A 19852-nucleotide genomic window follows, 5' to 3' on the forward strand; every position below is an offset into this window, starting at 1 on the left:
AGCAAACCGTTAAGCTCTCGGCTGTTTGCCTCTTACGGGGATTCCGAAAATCGCTAGCATAGCGGACGCGATCTTTATCTAGCCCCGAGGATCGATTGGATTCCAAGACGTCTCGCTTGCGCGCTCTACCTTCTGTTGATGCCGTTCTGAAAAGCAACGAAGCGGCCCTGCTCCTGGAGCGTTTCGGTCAGAAGGCAGCGACCGCAGCAGTTCGCCTCATGCTTTCCGAAGCTCGAGCGGAATTGAAAGCGGGCGCTTCCGATCCGCCGAGCACGGCTAAGGTCGTCGAGCGCGCATTTGCGAGCCTTGCCAACGACGACCGCTCGACTTTGCGGCCACTCTTCAATCTTACGGGTACGGTCCTTCACACCAATCTCGGCCGCGCCCTCATCGCTGAAGCCGCAATCGAAGCTGCCGTTGCGGCAATGCGCGACCCGGTGGCGCTGGAATACGATCTTTCCAACGGTAAGCGCGGAGAACGCGATGATCACATTCGCGCCCTCCTTCGCGAGCTCACCGGCGCGGAAGACGCAACGGTCGTGAACAATAACGCCGCCGCTGTGCTTCTGGCATTGAATACCCTGGCCGGGGGACGCGAAGCGATCGTCTCGCGAGGCGAGTTGATCGAAATTGGCGGCGCGTTCCGCATGCCCGACATCATGTCCCGAGCCGGCGCGAAGCTCGTCGAAGTCGGGACGACCAATCGCACCCATCCGAACGACTATCGTTCCGCGGTCAATGCCGCGACGGGCGTGATCTTGAAGGTTCATACCTCCAACTACCGCATCATGGGCTTCACAACGGAAGTCGCGGCGCCCGAACTCGCCGAAATCGCTACTGAAGCGCGGGTACCGCTGATGAACGATCTTGGCTCCGGCTCACTCATCGACCTGTCCCAATTCGGACTGAAGCGGGAGCCGACGGTCCGCGATGCCATCAGCGAGGGCGCCGATATCGTGACGTTCTCCGGTGACAAGCTGCTGGGCGGCCCGCAGGCCGGATTCATCGTCGGCAAGCGGGAGCTTATCGCCGCGATCAATCGCAATCCGATGAAGCGAGCGCTGCGCGTCGATAAAATAAGGCTCGCCGCCATTGAAGCGACGCTGAAGCTTTATCGCGATCCGGACCGCCTGGCGGAGCGTCTCCCGACGTTGCGTCTCCTGGCGCGCCCGCAGGCCGACATAGCGGCTCAGGCAAAACGCATCCTCCCAGCGGTTCAATCTGCTGTGGGGCCGGGCTTTTCAGTGCAGGCTCGCGAGTGTCAAAGCCAGATCGGCTCGGGCGCGCTACCTCTCGATACGATTGCCAGTTTCTGTCTGGCGATCAGCTCAAATTCGGGAGGCCTCGCTCTTGAGCGCCTGAGCACTGATCTCCGGCGTCTCGAACGTCCAGTCATCGGCCGTCTGGAGGATGGCGCCCTTATTCTCGACCTCAGATGTTTGACCGACGAAGCGGCGTTTCTATCTGTTCTCGCGAACCTCAATCTCCATGATCCTGCCTAATCGGTAGGCTGGCTTTCGCACCAATGATCATCGGCACTGCCGGACACATAGATCACGGTAAGACGGCTCTGGTCAAAGCCCTGACTGGCGTCGATGGCGATCGGCTGAAGGAAGAGAAGGCGCGAGGAATCACGATTGATCTCGGCTTCGCCTACATGCCGGCAAACGATGGCAAGATCTTAGGTTTCATTGACGTTCCCGGACATGAGCGTCTCGTGCATACCATGCTCGCCGGCGCGAGCGGCATCGATCTCGCGATGCTCGTGATCGCGGCGGATGATGGCATGAAGCCTCAAACGCGCGAGCATTTGGCCATTCTCGATCTGCTCGGCATAACGCACGGCGTCATCGCGCTCACAAAAGCCGATCTCGTGTCATCCGAGCGCCTCGCAGAAGTGATGGCGGAAATTCGCGCCGCTGTAGCCGGCACCCACCTCGAAGGCGTGGAGATAAAGCCCGTCTCGGCATTGACGGGGGAGGGCATCGGCCACTTACGCGATTACCTCGTGAATGTTGCAGAAGCGATCCCATCGCGTTCGCCCGAAGGCCGCTTTCGTCTGGCCATCGACCGCGTCTTCACATTGGCCGGCGTCGGCGTCGTTGTGACGGGAACGGTTCTTTCGGGCTTCGTTGGCATCGGTGCCAACGTCGAGATCAGTCCATCGGGATTGCTAGCGCGAGTGCGTTCCATCCACGCGCAGAACAAGCCTGCAGAAATCGCCTGGGCTGGCGACCGCTGCGCGCTCAATCTGGCTGGCCCCGCCATCAGCAAGGACGCGATTCAACGCGGCGACGTCGTTGTCGATCCGTCGCTTCATGCGCCGACCGATCGCATCGACGCCGTACTTCGCGTTCTGTCGTCCGAAGAAAAAGCGCTGGGGCAATGGTTTCCCGTGCGCTTGCATCATGCGGCGACGGAAGTCGGCGCGCGCATCGTGCTCCTGGACGATAAATCGATTCCTCCGGGCGCAACCGCGATGGTCCAGCTCGTTCTCGATAGGCCGATCGCGGCAGCCGTGCCCGATCGCTTCGTCATCCGCGACGTATCTGCCCAACGCACGATCGGCGGCGGCAAATTCATCGACCTCCGTGCTCCCGCACGTAAGCGCCGAACGGCTGAACGTCGTGCCCAGCTCGATGCCTTGGCGATCGGCGATCCGGAGCAAGCATTCTCAAAGCTGCTGTCCGCTCCGCCCTTCGTCGCTGACCTCAATGCCTTTGCCCGTGATCGCGCACTTTCGTCGGCCCAGGCGGAATGCGCGGCATCCGCGCTGGAACTCGTGGTGTTGACCGCCGGCGAAACAGCCACCGCTATGATGCCGGATCGCTGGCAAACTTTCGTCGCGAATTTGACGGATCGCGTAACGCAGTTCCACTCCGGCAATCCAGATGTTCAGGGCATTGGCCGCGAGCAACTTCGTCTGGCGGTCGAGCCGCATCTCCCCAAGGCTGCATTCAAGGCCGCGATTCAAAGAATAACGAACAACGGAGCCATCGTGCTCGACGGTGCCTTCGTCCGCTTGGCATCGCATCAATCGCGTCTATCTCCCATCGATGAAGAAATATGGGCGTCGATCGCTCGACAACTCGGCGGCGAGGAACGTTTTCGGCCCCCACGCGTGCGCGACATCGCCAACTCTGCGGGAATGCCCGAGCGAGAGGTGCGACGGCTCATGAAGTCGGCGAGCCGGCTCGGCCGCGCGGATGAAATCGCTCACGACCACTTTTTTCTGCGTCACACTGTTCGCGAGATGGTGCAAATTGCCATTGATCTCGCTGCCAAGTCAGAGACGAGGTGGTTCAACGCCGCGGAATTCAGGGATCGATTGAACAACGGCCGCAAGGTCGCCATCCAAATCCTCGAGTTCTTCGATCGCAACGGCGTGACGCTGCGCAAGGGCGACTTGCGTCGCATGAACGAGCATCGGCTGGACTTGTTTGGTGACGTCATGCATTCGTCGCCGGCCGACAACGGAGGAGAATCGTCCCCGGTGGGGCGTTCGGACTTCAAATCCGAGTGGGGCAGCGAGCCTGCCCTTGGTGGGTTCGACTCCCATTCTCCTCCGCCAACTTTCCCCAAGACGCAAACGTCTTGAGCGTTCTTCACCGAACAAGAATTTGCGGCGCGCCTGGAACCACCGAACCAACGATGCGTGCTATCGGGTAACCCGCCTTTTCAATTTGACCGCGGATTTCTTCCGCGCGATCGCCCGCGCAGGCGATGAGAAGGCCGCCCGACGTCTGCGGGTCGGTCAGTAGCGCCGTCTGCCATTGCGGAAGTCGATCCGGCAAGACGACGTCGTGACCATAGCTCGACCAATTCCGCCCTGACGCTCCGGTGATGAAGCCCGCTTCTGCGAGCGCTTGCGCCTGAGACAGCATCGGCAAGTCTGCGACCCTGAGTTCAATCGCGACGCCGCTGCCCCGCGCCATCTCGAGTGCGTGCCCAAGAATGCCGAAGCCGGTGACGTCGGTTATCGCGTGCACGCCGTCATCCTCACCGAGCACCTGCCCGACGCGATTGAGGAGCGTCGTAGTGGCCATCAATTCCGCGTACGCATCGGGCGGCAACTTCTCCTTCTTGAAAGCAGCGGAATAAATGCCAACGCCTAGACCCTTGGTCAGGACCAACGCATCTCCGGGCTTCGCACCAGAGTTTCGTCGCACATTCGAAGGGCTCACAAGCCCTATGACGGCCAGTCCATAGATTGGCTCCGGCGAGTCGATCGAATGGCCGCCGGCAATCGGGATCCCTGCCTCCGCGCAGATGGATGCGCCGCCCGAAAGGATCTCGCGAACGGTCTCGACGGCAAGCTTTCCCAGAGGCATGCCGAGAATGGCCAATGCCAAGATCGGCCGGCCACCCATCGCGTACACATCGGAAATTGCGTTGGCCGCAGCTATGCGGCCGAAATCGCGCGGATCATCGACCATTGGCATGAAGAAGTCGGTGGTCGCGACGATGCATTGATTGTCGTCTATCTGCCATACGGCCGCGTCATCGCCGGTCTCCGTGCCGACGACAAGTTGGGAGAACGCGCTACCGCCCGGTTGCTTCGCAAGTAATTCCTGCAGCAGGGAAGGCGCGAGTTTGCAGCCGCAGCCGCCGCCGTGCGCGAGATCGGTCAAGCGTATTGTAGGCACCGACATGTATCCTGCCTTGTCTGAGGATGATGGCGTGGTTGGAACGGCGCTAAGCCGCATCGTAAACTTGGATATAGGTGGACATTGTCGCCGTCGCCACGGCACCATTTGCCCAAATGCACCGTTCGGAGCGCAAGATGAATTCCACTCGCCAAGCCGACATGACGATGAGATGGATGGTCTTCCTCGCCGTCGCTGTCATCGGCCTCTTCTACGTGAAATGGTTTCCCTACTACAACAAGGCCTTTCTGGCGGCGGAGCATCACTCGATTGGCAATTCCATTTTGATGGGGACGTCGTCGGCCGCGCCAGCTCCGTCGTGGGATGCCGCCCTCAATTACGCCCTCGCTTACGGTAAGGCGATCTGGCAAGCCATGGTGCTTGGCCTCCTTCTTGGCTCGGCCATTCAGGCTCTTCTTCCCGCAGATTGGATTGCCCGTCTCCTAGGTCGCACAGGATTTGGCAGCGTCGCGACGGCCGGTATCCTGTCCGTACCAAGCATGATGTGCACGTGTTGCGCAGCTCCGGTCGTCGTGGGCCTGCGAGCGCGGGAGGCCTCGCCCGGCGCTGCGATTGCATTCTGGCTCGGCAACACCGTTCTCAATCCGGCGACGATGGTCTTCATGGGCTTCGTGCTGGGTTGGAATTGGGTCGCGCTTCGCGTCGTCCTTGGCATTCTGATGGTATTCGGCCTCGGCTATCTCGTGAATCTCATGGTGACGCCGAAGGAGGCGGAAGCCGCGGAAGCAAGAATTGCGGAGTTGACGGCGAAGTCGGCAATGACGGATTCGGATACGCCCAATGCGTTTCTACGCTGGCTCGAAATTCTCACGCGCATGGCCATCCGCCTTATTCCTGAATACATCATCCTCGTTTTGGCGCTGGGCGCCGCGCGCGCATTTTTGTTCCCCGAGATCGGTCCGGCCATCGGTAACGAGATCTGGTGGATCGTCGCGTTCGCCGTCGCCGGCATGCTTTTCGTCATTCCGACGGCCGGTGAAGTGCCGATCATTCAAGCGATGCTCGCGCTTGGCATGGGCGTCGGTCCGGCCGGTGCGCTACTGCTGACGCTGCCGCCCGTCAGCTTGCCTTCCCTTGCGATGGTGGGAGGCTCGTTTCGGCTCAAAACGCTTCTGTTCGTATCGGCGAGCGTCGTGCTTTTCGGCATCGCCGGCGGTCTGCTCGCCGTGGCCTTGAAATTCTAACATCAGCCAACGAGAAGAAGCGGATTGGGCGCATGCCGCGCCCAGTCGCCTTCTGACACGAGAATATCCAGACCGAGCGAAGCGAGATCATCGGCATAGGGATCAACCTTGGTGTCCCGGGCCTGATAGAGCATCTTCGCATAGGTACGGCAGTCGTCGCACGTCTCGGCCTGAACGGCGCTAGAGCCGCCATCCACTCCTTTGAGCGATAACTTGCCGGAACTTTCGCACGTGATGCAGACCGCGCGCACGTGGTTCCACGCGGTAGAACACAGCGAGCAGTAGAGATAGCGCGTGCCGGGCGTGATGCCGGACGCGGTGATCACACCCGAGACAGGCGTGGAGCCGCAGCAGGGGCAGAGACCACGCTGCGGCAGCAGGCGAAGTGCAGTCGCGTCGAGGCCGCCCGCAAGCTTCGCAAAATACACTTGCAGGGCTGCTGCTACGTAGAGCGCGGCCCCGGCCTCGTCGACACTCAGCGTTCCGCGCAGGAAGTCGTCCGCCACATCTTCGATCTCGTCGATTGATCGCGCACGCATGCGTGCGCTAAGCGCCACCGCTGGCTCAGGCAGCGGCTGTGCTTCAAGGGCATCCAGCAGCACGGCAAGTCCGTTCCGCCACGACGCGTGGCGGTGGTGCCCATCGGCGGCGAGCGGCGGAATTCTTGCGGCGACCGACTGCGCAATGAGGGACGGATCAATCGCCGGGATAGCAGCAAGCGTGGTCGCTGCTTTATGCTGGCCATCGGCGACAAGTGCCATGAACTGAAGCCACTCCCGCATCGGATGGCCGTCCGCGAGCGTCCGAAGGCGATCAGCCGTCGCTGCGAAGCGGGTCGATGGATCGGGCAACAGCAAAGGCTCCGGCGTCGCAACGCCACCCTGTGGGCTCCCAACCCACTTGCCGGTCGGTGGCGCGCCACCCTGCCTCACGTTGCCAACCTCATTTCCGGCCGCGTTCGTTCGTGATGGGCCGCGGTCCCGGTGAATCGGTCTCGACAAGATCGCGGAACCACTTGCGATGGTGGCGCCAAGCCCAGCCGGCCGTCACGTAGCCTTGCGTCATGCTGCGCATCGAGCCGCGAACCCAGATGGCTGCGTAGACGTGAACGATCCACACGAGGATGGCCGCGATCGCCATCATGGAATGCAGGAGGAGTGCGATGCGCTGAGTCTCGATCGACGTCGCGCGCCCGAAATAATATTCCCAGATGACCAAGCCCGTCAGGAGCAGAGCTGGCACGAGAAGCGCCATCGACCAGAATACGAACTTCTGGCCCGCGTTGAGGCGGCCGATCTCCGGGACGCCTTCCTCCTTGTTGACGATCACCTTATTGATCGCCCGCAGCCACTCGAGGTCTTCACGCCGCCAGATGTTATCCCTGAAATACTGCACGATGAGGCCGCAGTAGCTCACGAACAACACGACCCCGATCCATGGATGAATAGCGCGCGTCCACTGACCGCCCCCAAATAGGCTCGATAGCCAGAACAACAGAGGATGGAACATCGACAGGCCGGAAAGTGTCAGCAGCACGAAGCAGGCGGCCGTGAGCCAATGGTTGAGCCGCGCCGGCGTGCTGTTGCGGATGATGGTGCCCTTCGGATAGCTCATGGCGTCTCCTCCGCGATGGAGCGGGACGGATCGGCGGTCGGCCGGCCTTTTGACGCCAATAGATGGTTTGCTTCCGCCTCGTCTTCTGGCTGCACTTCGTTGGGACCTGCCGTGATCCAATGCACAAAGCCCGCAACCACGCCGAACGCGATGCTGCCCAAGGCGAGTGGCTTCAGAAGACCTTTCCAGAACTCGACAGTTGAGCTGATTTTCGGTTGGTCAGGCAGGCCGGCGTAGATCGAAGGCTTATCCGCGTGATGAAGCACGTACATCACGTGTGTGCCGTCTACGCCCGGAGGATCATAAAGCCCCGCGTTCTCGAAGCCACGCGACTTCAAATCGATGACGCGTTCCCCAGCCCAGTCGGTCATATCTTTCTTCGAGCCGAACATGATCGCGCCAGTCGGACAGGCTTTGACACAGGCGGGCTCGAGGCTGGCCGCAACGCGGTCGGAACAGAGCGTGCATTTGTAGGACTTGTGGTCCGCCTGACTGATGCGCGGGATGTTGAACGGGCAGCCCTTCACGCAGTAGCCGCAGCCGATGCAATTCTCGCTGATAAAGTCCACGATGCCATTGGCATATTGCACGATCGCGCCGGGCGCGGGGCAGGCATTGAGGCATCCCGGGTCCTCGCAGTGCATGCAGCCGTCCTTGCGGATCAGCCACTCCAGATCGCCTTTGGGATTTTCGTACTCGGTGAAACGCATGAGCGTCCAGGTGTGCGGGTCGAGGTCCAAGGGATTGTCGTAAGTCCCTTCGAAGAAGCCGACTTCATCCCGCAGATTGTTCCACTCCATGCATGCGGCCTGACAAGCCTTGCAGCCGATGCAGCGTGTCACGTCGATAAGCTTGGCGACCTGGTCTTCCCACGAGCGCGCGGCAGGCGGCGTGACGGTCGTAGCCGAGATGCGGATGTAATCCTGTGACTGGAGATTGGACATCGGCTGCTCCGTCAGGCCTCCGGACCGTTGACGCTCTCGACGTTGACGAGGAACGCCTTGAACTCGGGTGTTTGCGTATTGGCGTCGCCGACGGAGGGCGTAAGGGTGTTGGCGCCGTAGCCTTTCCTCGCCTGTCCGGTGAAGCCCCAGTGCAGCGGCACGCCGATGACATGGGTCGGTTTGCCGTCAACGGTCAGCGGCTTTATGCGCTTGGTTACATAGGCCTTGCACACGATGAAGCCGCGCTTTGACCTCACTCGAACCCAGCTTCCCTGCGCGATGCCCTTTTCTTGAGCGAGCGCCTCGCCGATCTCGACAAACTCCTGAGGCTGCAGGATCGCGTTGATGCGGGCGTGCTTCGTCCAATAGTGGAAATGCTCGGTCAGCCGGTACGTCGTTGCCACGTAGGGGAACTCGGATGGCGTGCCGAAGTCCGCGCGATCATCTGCGAACACCCGCACAGCAGGGTTCGACTGCACCTTTGGATGCAGCACGTTGATCGCAGGTGATTCAAGCGGCTCGTAATGCTCGGGGAACGGTCCTTCGACCATCTGATCGCGGGCAAACAAGCGACCGACGCCTTCGACGTTCATGATGAAGGGACCAACGGACTCCGACGGCTTTACGGTCGGCCCGTAATCAGGGACATCGATGCCGATCCATTTGGCGCCGTCCCACTGGATGATCGGCTTTGCGGGGTTCCACGGATTGCCCGCGACGTCCGCGCTGGCGCGATTGTAGAGAATGCGCCGGTTGGCGGGCCAGGCCCACGCCCACTGCGGAGCGATACCCTGATCACGCGGATCAGTGGCGTCGCGTCGAGCCATCTGGTTGCCTTTGTCGGTCCAGCAACCCGAGAAGATCCAGCATCCCGATTCCGTCGTGCCGTCGTCGCTTAACTGCGCGAACCCATCGAGGAGCTGCCCGCCCTTCTTCACGACCGCCCCGGAAGGATCGGTCAGATCGGCCCGCGCGCGACCGTTCATGTCCTTCGCCAGTTCTTCCGGATCAGGGTCGGTGGGATCCGTGTAGTTCCAGGTCAAGTTGAGGATCGGATCCGGGAATACCCCGCCTTCGGTGCGGTAGAGTTCGCGCATGCGATGGAAGATGCCGGACATGATCCAGATGTCTGACATCGCCTGCCCGGGAGCGTCGGCGGCCTTCCAGTGCCATTGCAGCCAGCGCGCCGAGTTGACGAGAGAGCCGTTCTCTTCCGCAAAGCACGTGGTGGGTAGCTGGAAGACTTCTGTTTGGATCGCTGCGGAATCGGCGGGGTTCTGCGGTCCGAAGTTTTCCCAGAATCGCGACGTCTCCGTGTCGAGCGGATCCATCGTGACTAGAAACTTCAGCTTCGAAAGCCCTCTGCGAATCTTGCCGCGATCCGGGAACGCCTGCTGCGGATTGAAACCCTGACAGATGTAGCCGTTCATCTGCCCGTGGTTCATCATCTCGAACGCCTTGATGATGTCGTAGAGCGGCACGTCGAGTTTGGGCAGCCAGTCGTAAGCCCAATTGTTTTCAGCCGTCGCAGCGTCACCGAACATGGACTTTTGAAAGCTGACGAAGAACTTCTTGTAGTTCTGCCAATAGCTCGTCTGGTTCGGGCGCAACGGCTTGAACTGCCGCGTCTTCATGTAATCGTCGAAGGTCACTTCGCTGTCTTTTGGCAGCGTCATGTAGCCGGGCATTTGGTTCGACAAGAGCCCGACGTCAGTCAATCCTTGAATGTTCGAATGGCCGCGAAGGGCATTCATGCCGCCGCCGGCAACGCCGATGTTTCCGAGCAGAAGCTGAACCATCGCCATCGTGCGAATATTTTGCGAGCCGACGGAATGCTGCGTCCAGCCGAGCGCAAACAGGCTCGTCATGGCTTTGTCGGGAGCCGACGTCTCAGCGATCAGCTCGCAGATGTGCAGGAACTTGTCCTGCGGCGTTCCGCAGATGCGCGAAACCATCTCAGGCGTGTACCGGGCGACGTGCTTGCGAAGAAGCGCCATGACCGAACGCGGGTGCTCCCACGTATCGTCCACTTTCGCAAATCCCTGCTCGTCAAGCTCGTAGTCCCAGGTCGACTTCTCGTATTGGCCCTTCTCGTGATCGTAGCCGCTGAAGAGGCCGTCCTCGAAACCGTATCCTTCCTTCACGATGAGACTGGCGTTCGTGTAGGCGCGCACGTATTCGCGCTGTATCTTCTCGTTTTCGAGCAAATAGCGGATGACGCCCGACAGGAACGCAATATCGGTCCCGGGCCGGATCGGCGCATAGTAGTCGGCAACGGACGCCGTGCGCGTGAAGCGCGGGTCGACGACGACCAGCTTCGCACCGTTCTCGATTTTCGCTTCTATGACCCACTTGAAGCCACAAGGATGCGCTTCAGCGGCGTTTCCGCCCATCACCACGACCAAATTGGCATTCTTGATATCCTGCCAAGTATTGGTCATTGCGCCGCGACCGAATGTTGGAGCCAGACTGGCCACCGTCGGTCCGTGTCAGACACGTGCTTGATTGTCGAAGACCAGCATCCCGAATGAACGGGCGACTTTCCACGTGAGGTAGGATGTTTCGCTCGATGAGGCCGACGCCGCCAGCATGCCCGTGGTCAGCCATCGGTTGACGGTCGTGCCCTGCGCGTTCTTGGCGATGAAATTTTTGTCGCGATCGTCCTTCATAAGGCGCGCGATGCGATTGAGCGCCCAGTCCCAGCTGACTTCCTTGAACTCGCTCGATCCCGGCGCGCGGTACTTCGGGACCTGCAGCCGGGTTGGCGCGTGCACGATATCGAGAAGAGCTGAGCCCTTGGGGCAGAGCGTCCCGCGATTAACGGGGTGATCCGGGTCGCCCTCGATGTGAATGATATCTGAGCGCGCATTCTTGGCGCCGTCGCCGAGCGTGTAGATCAGGATGCCGCAAGCGACCGAGCAGTAGGTGCAGGTGTTCCGCGTTTCCTTGGCGTGCGTCAGCTTGAAAGGCCGGACCGCTTCCGCCAGCGCCGCACCACTGCCGCCGAACCCAAGCGCGCTCAGGCTCGAGGTCGCCAGGCTTGCGCCGGTGAGCTTTATGAAGCCGCGTCGTGTCAGATCCATTGGAGGACCTCCGTAATCCGCACCCCTGATCTGTAACAGCATTCAATATCGGCGGTACACCCCTCACAGCGCATAGGAGAATTTGGCCGCAGCACTGCAGGAACGAAATCAGGCGGGCCGCCGGACGCGGGAATGCCACTCATCGAGCGGCGGGAGGCGAGGAGCACCTCCAAAGCCCATTTTTTCGTCTTTACGACAGCGTATTGCCAATCTGCCCGAAAGGCTGTTTAAGCCTCCGCATAGGCTTCCAGGCGCGCGATGCGGGCGTTCCCCCTAGGGAACGACTGCGTGTCCGTGACATGCGGCAGTTTAAAAAACGTAGCAAATTCAAAGCAATATCTGTGGGGGCTGATTTCTGTCCGCACGAGAGTTGCGGCAGTCGGCAGATCGACGCTTTGTTGATCCATCGGCGGCTCCCTAAATAGTTGGTCGAGCGAGGTCCGAAGGCGCGCTTCGACCTCCAATCAGGACACGGACGATGCAAGTCACGGAAACGGCACGAGAAGGTTTGAAGCGCACGCTGCAGGTTGTTGTCGGGCAGGCGGAACTCAGCGAGCGCTTCGCATCGCGGCTCGATGAGCTCAAGGATCGGGTGCAGATCAAGGGTTTCCGTCGCGGCAAGGTTCCGGTGGCGCACCTGAAGAAGCTTTACGGCAAGTCCTTGATGCAGGAAGTCATGGAGCAGACGCTCAACGACACGAGCGTCAAGGCGATCAAGGACCGCAACGAGCGTCCGGCACAGCAGCCCAAGGTCGAACTCGTCGACTTCAACGAGGAGACCTTCGAGAAGATCGCCAACGGCCAAAGCGATCTCTCATACAACATGTCGTTCGAGGTCCTGCCGCCCATCCCGCTGGCCGACCTCTCGTCGCTGAAGCTCGAGAAACTCGTGACCGACGTTGATGATGCGGCGCTCGACAAGGCGCTAGCAAACCTCGCTGAGCGAAACACGGCCTATGACGTCGAAGAAGGCCGCGCCGCTAGCGAAGGCGATCTCGTTGCGATGGATTTCGTCGGCAAAATCGACGGTGAAGCCTTCGAAGGCGGCACCGCCGAGGGCCAAAGCCTGGTGATCGGCAAGAAGCAGTTCATCCCAGGCTTCGAGGAAGGCGTCGTCGGCATGAAGGCCGGCGATGAAAAGGTCGTCAGCGCCACCTTCCCCGACGATTATCCCGTCGCCGCTCTTGCCGGCAAAACAGCCGAGTTCGACGTGAAGGTAAAAGGCGTTTCCAAGCCGCGCACGCCGGCCGTGGACGAAGAGTTCGCCAAGGGCGTCGGCGCCGAAAGTCTTGAGCAACTCCGCGGGTTCATTTCCGAGCAGATCAAGCGCGAGTACGAGCAGGCGTCGCGGACGAAATTGAAGCGCGAAATTCTCGATGCGCTCGACGCCGCCCATACGTTCGAGCTGCCGCCCTCTCTTGTCGATTTCGAATTCGACAATATATGGACCCAGCTCGAGAACAATCTGAAAGCCACGAACAAGACCTTCGCCGACGAAGGCAAAACCGAAGAAGAAGCGCGTGCCGAATACCGCAAACTCGCCGAGCGCCGCGTGCGTCTTGGGCTGGTGATCGGAGAGATCGGCGAAAAGAACAATCTGCAGGTTTCGCAGGATGAGCTGCGCCGGGCTCTCGTCGAGCAGGCACGTCGTTATCCGGGGCGGGAAAAGCAGGTCTACGAATACTACGAGAAGACGCCGGGCGCCCTCGCCGAACTTCGTGCTCCGATCTTTGAGGACAAGGTCATCGACTTTGTTATCGATGCAGCGAAGCCGACCGAGAAGAAAGTGACGCGCGACGAACTTCAGAAGGCCGTCGAGGAAGCCACCGAAGAGTAAGCTGCATTGAGCGGCTTCATCTGACTAACGAGCTAATGCGTGCGAGTCTGGCGGGAGGCCATCGGGCCACCTGCCGAAACGAGGAAAGAACGAAGGCGATGCGCGATCCGATCAATACCGTGACGAACACCTTCTGGCCGATGGTTGTCGAGCAAACGACGCGCGGCGAGCGTGGCTACGACCTTCCCTCGCGCCTTCTCAAGGAACGCATCATCTTCGTGACGGGGCCCGTCGAAGACCACATGGCTGCTTCGATCTGCATGCAGCTGCTGTTCCTAGAGTCGGAAAACCCGAAAAAAGAAATCTCGATGTACATCAACTCGCCGGGCGGGGTCGTTACGGCGGGTATGGCGATCTACGACACCATGCAGTTCGTGAAGCCGGCCGTGGCGACGCTCTGCATCGGTCAGGCGGCGTCCATGGGTTCGTTGCTGCTTTGTGCTGGCGCCAAGGGTATGCGCTATGCGCTCCCGAATGCGCGCGTGATGGTCCACCAGCCCTCGGGCGGGTTCTCCGGTCAGGCGTCCGACATCGAGCGTCACGCCGAAGACATCATCAAGATGAAGCGCCGCCTCAACGAGACCTATGTGAAGCACACAGGTCAGACCTACGAGATGATTGATAAGACGCTCGACCGCGACTACTTCATGACCGCCGAACAAGCCCGCGATTTCGGCCTCATCGACAAGGTTCTCGAGACTCGTGACGAAGTCGACGCCGGTGTCTTTGAGACCGGCAAGATGGGCGACTAAGTGGCTGTAGCCGCAACTTCAATGGTTTCGACAACTGTGGATAGGCGGGCGATGTGACGCCCGCCTGGAGAACAAACGCTGCACTCAGCGGATGTGTTTAGGTAAATGCTCGCATTGAAAAGCCTGTGTTGCCGGCTCGTTTATCAACTGTGGCAATAGCGCCGCTTGCGAGCTGTGGCCGGGTAGGCTCCATTAATCCAATCTTGATCTGCTGAACGATAGCGTGCTCAAGTTGGTTATGAAGTTCACGCCGCCGCAGAATCGGCTCAGCGCCGGGCGTGACTAGCGGGCCAAAGCAAGAACATCGTCATGGTGAGTCTTGCACGGAAGGTGAGAACAGATGGCTCAAGAGAAGAACACGCTCTACTGCTCTTTCTGCGGCAAGAGCCAGCATGAGGTTCGCAAACTGATTGCTGGTCCGACGGTATTCATCTGCGATGAATGCGTCGAACTTTGCATGGATATCATCCGCGAAGAGAACAAGAACACCCTCGTCAAATCCCGCGACGGCGTGCCGACGCCGCAGGAGATTTGCAATGTTCTCGATAGCTACGTCATTGGCCAGTACCACGCCAAGCGCGTTCTCTCGGTCGCGGTCCATAATCACTACAAGCGTCTGAACCACGCCTCGAAGAACAACGACGTGGAACTCGCGAAGTCGAACATCCTGCTCGTCGGTCCGACGGGTTCGGGTAAGACGTTGCTCGCGCAGACGCTGGCCCGCATCCTCGACGTTCCTTTCACGATGGCGGACGCCACCACGCTTACCGAAGCGGGATACGTTGGCGAAGACGTCGAGAACATCATCCTGAAGCTGCTGCAGGCTGCCGACTATAATGTCGAGCGGGCGCAGCGCGGCATCGTCTACATCGACGAAGTCGACAAAATCAGCCGCAAGTCCGACAACCCGTCGATCACGCGCGATGTCTCCGGCGAAGGTGTGCAGCAGGCGCTGTTGAAGATCATGGAAGGCACGGTCGCTTCCGTGCCGCCGCAGGGCGGCCGCAAGCATCCGCAGCAGGAATTCCTGCAGGTCGACACGACGAACATCCTCTTCATCTGTGGCGGCGCTTTCGCCGGCCTCGAGAAGATCATTTCGCGTCGTGGCAAGGGCTCGTCGATCGGCTTCCAGGCCCGCGTCACCGGCCCCGATGAACGCCGCACCGGCGAGATCCTCCGCAATGTCGAGCCGGAAGATCTGCTGAAGTTCGGTCTCATCCCCGAGTTCATCGGCCGTCTGCCGGTGATCGCGACGCTGGAGGACCTCGACGAGGCAGCTCTCGTCCAGATCCTGACCGAGCCAAAGAATGCGATCGTCAAGCAGTACCAGCGTCTCTTCGAGATGGAGGACGTCAAGCTGACGATCACGCTCGAGGCTCTCCGGGCGATCTCGCGCAAGGCGATCGAGCGCAAAACCGGTGCTCGCGGCCTTCGGTCGATCATGGAAGGCATCCTGCTCGACACGATGTACGACCTGCCGACCCTCAAGGGCGTCGAGGAAGTGGTGATTGGTCCGGAGGTCGTGGAGGGATCGGCGAAGCCCCTTCGGATCTACTCGGATCGCGCGGAGGAAAAGGGCTCCACAGCGTAGCGCGACGATTGTGATGTCCCGGGGGGCTTGCCCCGGGACTTGTTTGCGGGACGGCGGTCCCCATTTGTTCGGAGGGAGTGGCGTCAAGCAGCCAGCCGTTATTTCTCCGAAAATCGGTGCCTAGTGCTTGGGTCTCACCCCGCGCTCGCGCTCACGAGCATGTAACCCGCCGCCACAAAAAGGGACGGGACGCGTGGCTCAAAAAGTGGAACGGGTGTGGAATGTGCCGCGATGTTATGGAAGACTTCCGGCACGCGGCGGATAAGGTAGTGAAATGAGCGAAGATAAGAAGACCAAGGAAAAGGCCAGCGGAAAAGAGCTGTTTCCGGTTCTCCCGCTCCGCGACATCGTCGTTTTCCCTTACATGGTCGTGCCGCTGTTCGTTGGCCGCGAGAAGTCGATTGCCGCGCTTGAAGAAGTCATGCGCGCCGACAAGCAGATCCTGCTTGCCGCTCAGAAGAACGCGAGTGACGATGATCCGGCGCCCGATGCCATCTACGAGATCGGCACGCTCGCGTCCGTCCTTCAGCTTCTGAAGCTTCCCGACGGGACCGTGAAAGTCCTCGTCGAGGGCAATGCGCGCGCCAAGGTCACGCGCTACACGGCAAACGCCAATTACTTCGAAGCTGAGGTCGAACGCGTCGTGGAAGTTCCCGGCGCCAAGGACGAGCTTGAGGCGCTGGCGCGTTCTGTCGTGACCCAGTTCGAGAGCTACGTGAAGCTCAACAAGAAGGTCTCGCCCGAGGTTCTAAGCAACGTCGGCCAGATCGAAGATTACGCCAAGCTCGCTGACACGATTGCCTCGCATCTCGCAGTGAAGATTTCCGACAAGCAGGATGTGCTCGAAACCGCCAGCATTTCCGAGCGGCTAGAGCGCGTCTACACGCTCATGGAAAGCGAGATCTCGGTCCTGCAGGTCGAGCGCAAGATCCGTTCGCGCGTCAAGCGCCAGATGGAGAAGACGCAGCGCGAGTACTATCTGAATGAGCAGATGAAGGCCATTCAGAAGGAGCTCGGCGACTCTGACGAGCGTGACGACATTGCCGAGTTCGAGGAAAAGATCGAGAACACGAAGCTCTCGAAGGAAGCCAAGGACAAGGCGCTGGCTGAGTTGAAGAAGCTCAAGCAGATGTCGCCGATGTCTGCCGAAGCGACCGTCGTGCGCAACTATCTCGATTGGCTGCTTTCGATCCCGTGGGGCATCAAGGGCAAGGTCAAGAAGGACATCGCCGAAGCTCAGCAGATCCTCGACCAGGAGCACTATGGCCTCGAAAAGGTCAAAGAGCGCATCCTCGAGTACCTCGCGGTCCAGGCGCGCACCAACAAACTAAAAGGCCCGATTCTGTGCCTCGTCGGCCCTCCCGGCGTCGGCAAGACTTCGCTCGGCAAGTCGATCGCAAATGCGACCGGCCGTGAGTTCGTGCGCATGTCGCTCGGCGGCGTTCGCGACGAAGCGGAAATCCGTGGCCACCGTCGGACCTACATCGGCTCGATGCCGGGCAAGGTCATTCAGTCCATGAAGAAGGCAAAGCGGACGAACCCGCTCTTCCTCTTGGACGAGATCGACAAGATGGGTCAGGACTTCCGCGGCGATCCGGCAGCGGCTCTGCTTGAGGTGCTCGATCCGGAACAGAACCAGACCTTCAACGACCATTACCTCGAAGTCGATTACGACCTCTCGAATGTGATGTTCGTGACGACGGCCAACACCTTGAACATCCCGCCGGCCCTGATGGACCGTATGGAGATCATTAGGCTCGCTGGCTATACGGAGGACGAGAAGCTCGAGATCGCCAAGCGCCACCTCATTCCCGAGCAGGTTTCCGCTCACGGCCTTGAGCCCAACGAGTGGACGGTCGAGGACAGCGCCCTGAAGGAAGTCATTCGCCGTTACACGCGCGAAGCAGGCGTACGTTCGCTCGAACGTGAAATCGCCAAGCTGGCACGTAAAGCGGTGAAGGAGATCCTGACGTCGTCGAAGACCTCCATCCTGGTGACCACCGACAACGTCCACGACTTCCTCGGCGTGCCGAAGTACCGTTACGGCGAAGCCGAACTCGAGGATCAGGTTGGCATCGTGACGGGGCTCGCCTGGACGGAAGTCGGCGGCGAGCTGCTGACGATCGAAGGCGTGATGATGCCGGGCAAGGGCAGGATGACCGTCACTGGCAACCTGCGCGATGTGATGAAGGAATCGATCCAGGCTGCGAATGCCTACGTGCGCTCGCACTCGGTCGACTTCGGCATCCATCCGTCTTTGTTCGAGAAGCGCGACATCCACGTGCACGTGCCGGAAGGCGCCACGCCCAAGGATGGTCCGTCTGCGGGCATCGCGATGACGACCGCCATCATTTCCGTTCTGACGGGCATTCCTGTCCGTAAGGACGTAGCGATGACGGGCGAAATCACGCTCCGTGGTCGGGTGCTGCCGATCGGCGGCCTCAAGGAGAAGCTGCTTGCGGCACTTCGCGGCGGAATCAAAACAGTTGTCATTCCGGAAGAAAATCGGAAGGATTTGGCTGAAATTCCGAACGAAGTGTTGACCAAGATGGACGTCATCCCGGTTTCGCGCCTGGATGAAGTTTTGAAGCTGGCTCTTGTTCGCGTCCCGGAGGCAATCACCTGGGATGAGGCGGCCGAAGCCGAGGCTCTCGAAGCCAAAGATGCTGGCAAGGGTGGTGCGCGGATCACCGCGCACTGATCGTCGCAGACGTTAAACTTACTATCGAGATGCCTCTGTGCTGAAAAAGTGCAGAGGCATTTTTCTTTTGCGCAAACCGAGCATAAACAGGCGCTTTTGTCCGGAAATACGGGCTTTTTGTGCTTGACGGGCGGGGCGATTGGGCGCTTCTAACGCCCCATGCGCGGCCCCAAACCCCCAATTTGGCCGCCTCCGGCTTCGAGCATTCCAACCGAAGCCCCACCTCCCACACCTAGAGGAACTACGAGATGAGCAAGAAAGATTTGATTGATGCCGTTGCCCGGGATTGCGAGCTGACGAAGGAAAAGGCGAGCGGCGTCGTGGATGCCGTTCTCGCCCACATTCGCGCCGCGATGAAGGACGGTCACGAGGTGCGCATCCCCGATTTCGGAACTTTCAAGGTCGCTGCCCGTAAGGCGCGCGAAGGCCGCAACCCGGCGACAGGCAAGACGATCCAGATCCCGGCCTCGCGCGTGCCGAAGTTCACGCCCGCCAAGGGCCTGAAGGACGCGCTGAACATCAACTGATCCAACGCTCTCCGAAAATTTCGCACGCGCGCTGCACTGTGGCGCGCGTGATTGTTTTGACAGCCTTTTGCAGACGGACTAGCAAGAGCGCGTCGGGCGGTTAGCTCAGTGGTAGAGCGCCTCGTTTACACCGAGGATGTCGGGAGTTCGACCCTCTCACCGCCCACCATTTTCCGCGGCTTTCAAATCAAGCCGGCCGTTGAAGCAGACCTGCTTGCATCTTACCTGACGCTTCGTCCGCAATAGCGAAGAAAGTCCAACCATGTCCGTCTCTATGTACGACGTCGCGATCCCGACGTTCCAAAAGCAGCTGGCCGCGCTCGAAGCCATTCTCGACAAAGCGGCCGAGCAAGCAGCCGCCAAGAAGTTCGACTTTGCGGTCCTGCTCGGTTCGCGCCTTTACCCGGACATGTTCAACTTGACCCGCCAGGTACAGCTCGCGACGGATTTCGCAAAGGCAGCTCCCGCGCGCCTCGCGGGCACCGAAGTGCCGAGCTTCCCCGACACGGAAACCACCCTGCCCGAACTCAAGGAGCGGATCGCGAAGATCCAGGCGCTCCTTAGCGGCTACAAACCTGAGCAGTTTACGGGCGCCGAAGATCGTCAGCTGACCTTGAAAGTCGGCGGTCAGGAGGTGACGCTCAGCGGTCGCGATTACCTGCTCCACGTTGCCTTTCCCAACTTCTATTTCCACTGCGCGACGGCCTACGACATCCTGCGGCACAACGGCATAGAGATCGGAAAACGCGATTTTGTTCCGCGGCGATAAGGGTTGGGCGGCCGCTCGAGGAATTCCGCGTCACAGGGCGGAACTCTGGCTTGACGCCGGGTCGCCCATCACGTATCTCGACCCTGTGACGGCGGGCGCTTCGGCGCCCGTCACTTTCTGGATTGCGGGAGTAGCTCAGTTGGTTAGAGCGCCGCCCTGTCACGGCGGAGGCCGCGGGTTCAA

General features: G+C 60.3%; 14 protein-coding genes, 2 tRNA genes and 1 pseudogene. 11 read left to right on the forward strand and 6 right to left on the reverse strand.

Annotated elements, in window-relative coordinates; all coding sequences use genetic code 11:
• Positions 1 to 95 precede the first annotated feature (95 nt).
• Together selA and selB are read left to right on the forward strand one after the other, a co-directional pair.
• On the forward strand, positions 96 to 1502 hold the full coding sequence (gene selA, locus EKK30_RS13520) for an L-seryl-tRNA(Sec) selenium transferase (RefSeq protein WP_290985981.1): 1407 nt from the start codon (positions 96 to 98) through the stop codon (positions 1500 to 1502).
• A gap of 23 nt (positions 1503 to 1525) precedes the next feature.
• Positions 1526 to 3358: pseudogene (gene selB / locus EKK30_RS13525) on the forward strand (selenocysteine-specific translation elongation factor); the annotation flags it as partial.
• Here the strand turns inward: selB and EKK30_RS13530 are convergent.
• Positions 3287 to 3457, reverse strand: coding sequence for a hypothetical protein (locus EKK30_RS13530; RefSeq protein ID WP_290985982.1), 171 nt, complete (start codon positions 3455 to 3457; stop codon positions 3287 to 3289). The pseudogene selB and the gene EKK30_RS13530 overlap by 72 nt on opposite strands.
• Before the next feature lie 18 nt (positions 3458 to 3475).
• Here EKK30_RS13530 and EKK30_RS13535 point away from each other — a divergent pair.
• Positions 3476 to 3571: transfer RNA gene (locus tag EKK30_RS13535), tRNA-Sec, on the forward strand.
• A gap of 34 nt (positions 3572 to 3605) precedes the next feature.
• On the opposite strand, the gene selD is transcribed toward EKK30_RS13535, so the two are convergent.
• Entirely contained in the window at positions 3606 to 4652 is a 1047-nt protein-coding gene (gene selD / locus EKK30_RS13540; RefSeq protein ID WP_290985983.1) for a selenide, water dikinase SelD, read from the reverse strand.
• Between the two features lie 131 nt (positions 4653 to 4783).
• Here selD and EKK30_RS13545 point away from each other — a divergent pair, with 131 nt between their 5' ends.
• Positions 4784 to 5851, forward strand: a complete 1068-nt coding sequence (locus EKK30_RS13545; protein ID WP_290985985.1) for a permease — start codon at positions 4784 to 4786, stop codon at positions 5849 to 5851.
• A gap of 2 nt (positions 5852 to 5853) precedes the next feature.
• Here EKK30_RS13545 and fdhE read toward each other — a convergent pair whose 3' ends face one another.
• Genes fdhE through fdnG form a run of 4 tightly spaced genes read right to left on the reverse strand, consistent with a single transcriptional unit; the run spans position 5854 to position 11492 of the window.
• Complete coding sequence (fdhE, locus tag EKK30_RS13550; protein WP_290985986.1) at positions 5854 to 6783, reverse strand: formate dehydrogenase accessory protein FdhE; 930 nt, start codon at positions 6781 to 6783, stop codon at positions 5854 to 5856.
• 10 nt (positions 6784 to 6793) lie between these two features.
• Entirely contained in the window at positions 6794 to 7465 is a 672-nt protein-coding gene (locus EKK30_RS13555) for a formate dehydrogenase subunit gamma (RefSeq protein WP_290985987.1), read from the reverse strand.
• The gene (gene fdxH / locus EKK30_RS13560; RefSeq protein ID WP_290985988.1) at positions 7462 to 8409 is read right to left on the reverse strand and encodes a formate dehydrogenase subunit beta; all 948 of its coding nucleotides are present in this window, start codon (positions 8407 to 8409) and stop codon (positions 7462 to 7464) included. The genes EKK30_RS13555 and fdxH overlap by 4 nt, the downstream gene beginning before the upstream one ends.
• Positions 8410 to 8420: 11 nt before the next feature.
• The gene (gene fdnG, locus EKK30_RS13565; RefSeq protein ID WP_290985989.1) at positions 8421 to 11492 is read right to left on the reverse strand and encodes a formate dehydrogenase-N subunit alpha; all 3072 of its coding nucleotides are present in this window, start codon (positions 11490 to 11492) and stop codon (positions 8421 to 8423) included.
• A 478-nt stretch (positions 11493 to 11970) separates the two neighbouring features.
• Between fdnG and tig the strand changes: the two genes are divergently transcribed.
• The 7 genes from tig (at position 11971) to EKK30_RS13600 (ending at position 19669) form a co-directional block, all read left to right on the forward strand.
• Entirely contained in the window at positions 11971 to 13329 is a 1359-nt protein-coding gene (gene tig / locus EKK30_RS13570; protein ID WP_290985990.1) for a trigger factor, read from the forward strand.
• 98 nt (positions 13330 to 13427) lie between these two features.
• On the forward strand, positions 13428 to 14081 hold the full coding sequence (locus EKK30_RS13575) for an ATP-dependent Clp protease proteolytic subunit (protein WP_290985991.1): 654 nt from the start codon (positions 13428 to 13430) through the stop codon (positions 14079 to 14081).
• A 340-nt stretch (positions 14082 to 14421) separates the two neighbouring features.
• Complete coding sequence (clpX, locus tag EKK30_RS13580; RefSeq protein WP_290985992.1) at positions 14422 to 15672, forward strand: ATP-dependent Clp protease ATP-binding subunit ClpX; 1251 nt, start codon at positions 14422 to 14424, stop codon at positions 15670 to 15672.
• A gap of 274 nt (positions 15673 to 15946) precedes the next feature.
• Positions 15947 to 18373, forward strand: coding sequence for an endopeptidase La (lon, locus tag EKK30_RS13585; protein ID WP_290985993.1), 2427 nt, complete (start codon positions 15947 to 15949; stop codon positions 18371 to 18373).
• 248 nt (positions 18374 to 18621) lie between these two features.
• Positions 18622 to 18900, forward strand: coding sequence for an HU family DNA-binding protein (locus EKK30_RS13590; protein ID WP_013948531.1), 279 nt, complete (start codon positions 18622 to 18624; stop codon positions 18898 to 18900).
• A 94-nt stretch (positions 18901 to 18994) separates the two neighbouring features.
• Positions 18995 to 19069 (forward strand) — tRNA-Val (locus tag EKK30_RS13595).
• Positions 19070 to 19162: 93 nt separating this feature from the next.
• On the forward strand, positions 19163 to 19669 hold the full coding sequence (locus EKK30_RS13600) for a DUF1993 family protein (RefSeq protein ID WP_290985995.1): 507 nt from the start codon (positions 19163 to 19165) through the stop codon (positions 19667 to 19669).
• Positions 19670 to 19852 lie beyond the last annotated feature (183 nt).

The sequence above is a fragment of the Hyphomicrobium sp. genome (assembly GCF_003987855.1).
Lineage (GTDB): Bacteria > Pseudomonadota > Alphaproteobacteria > Rhizobiales > Hyphomicrobiaceae > Hyphomicrobium_B.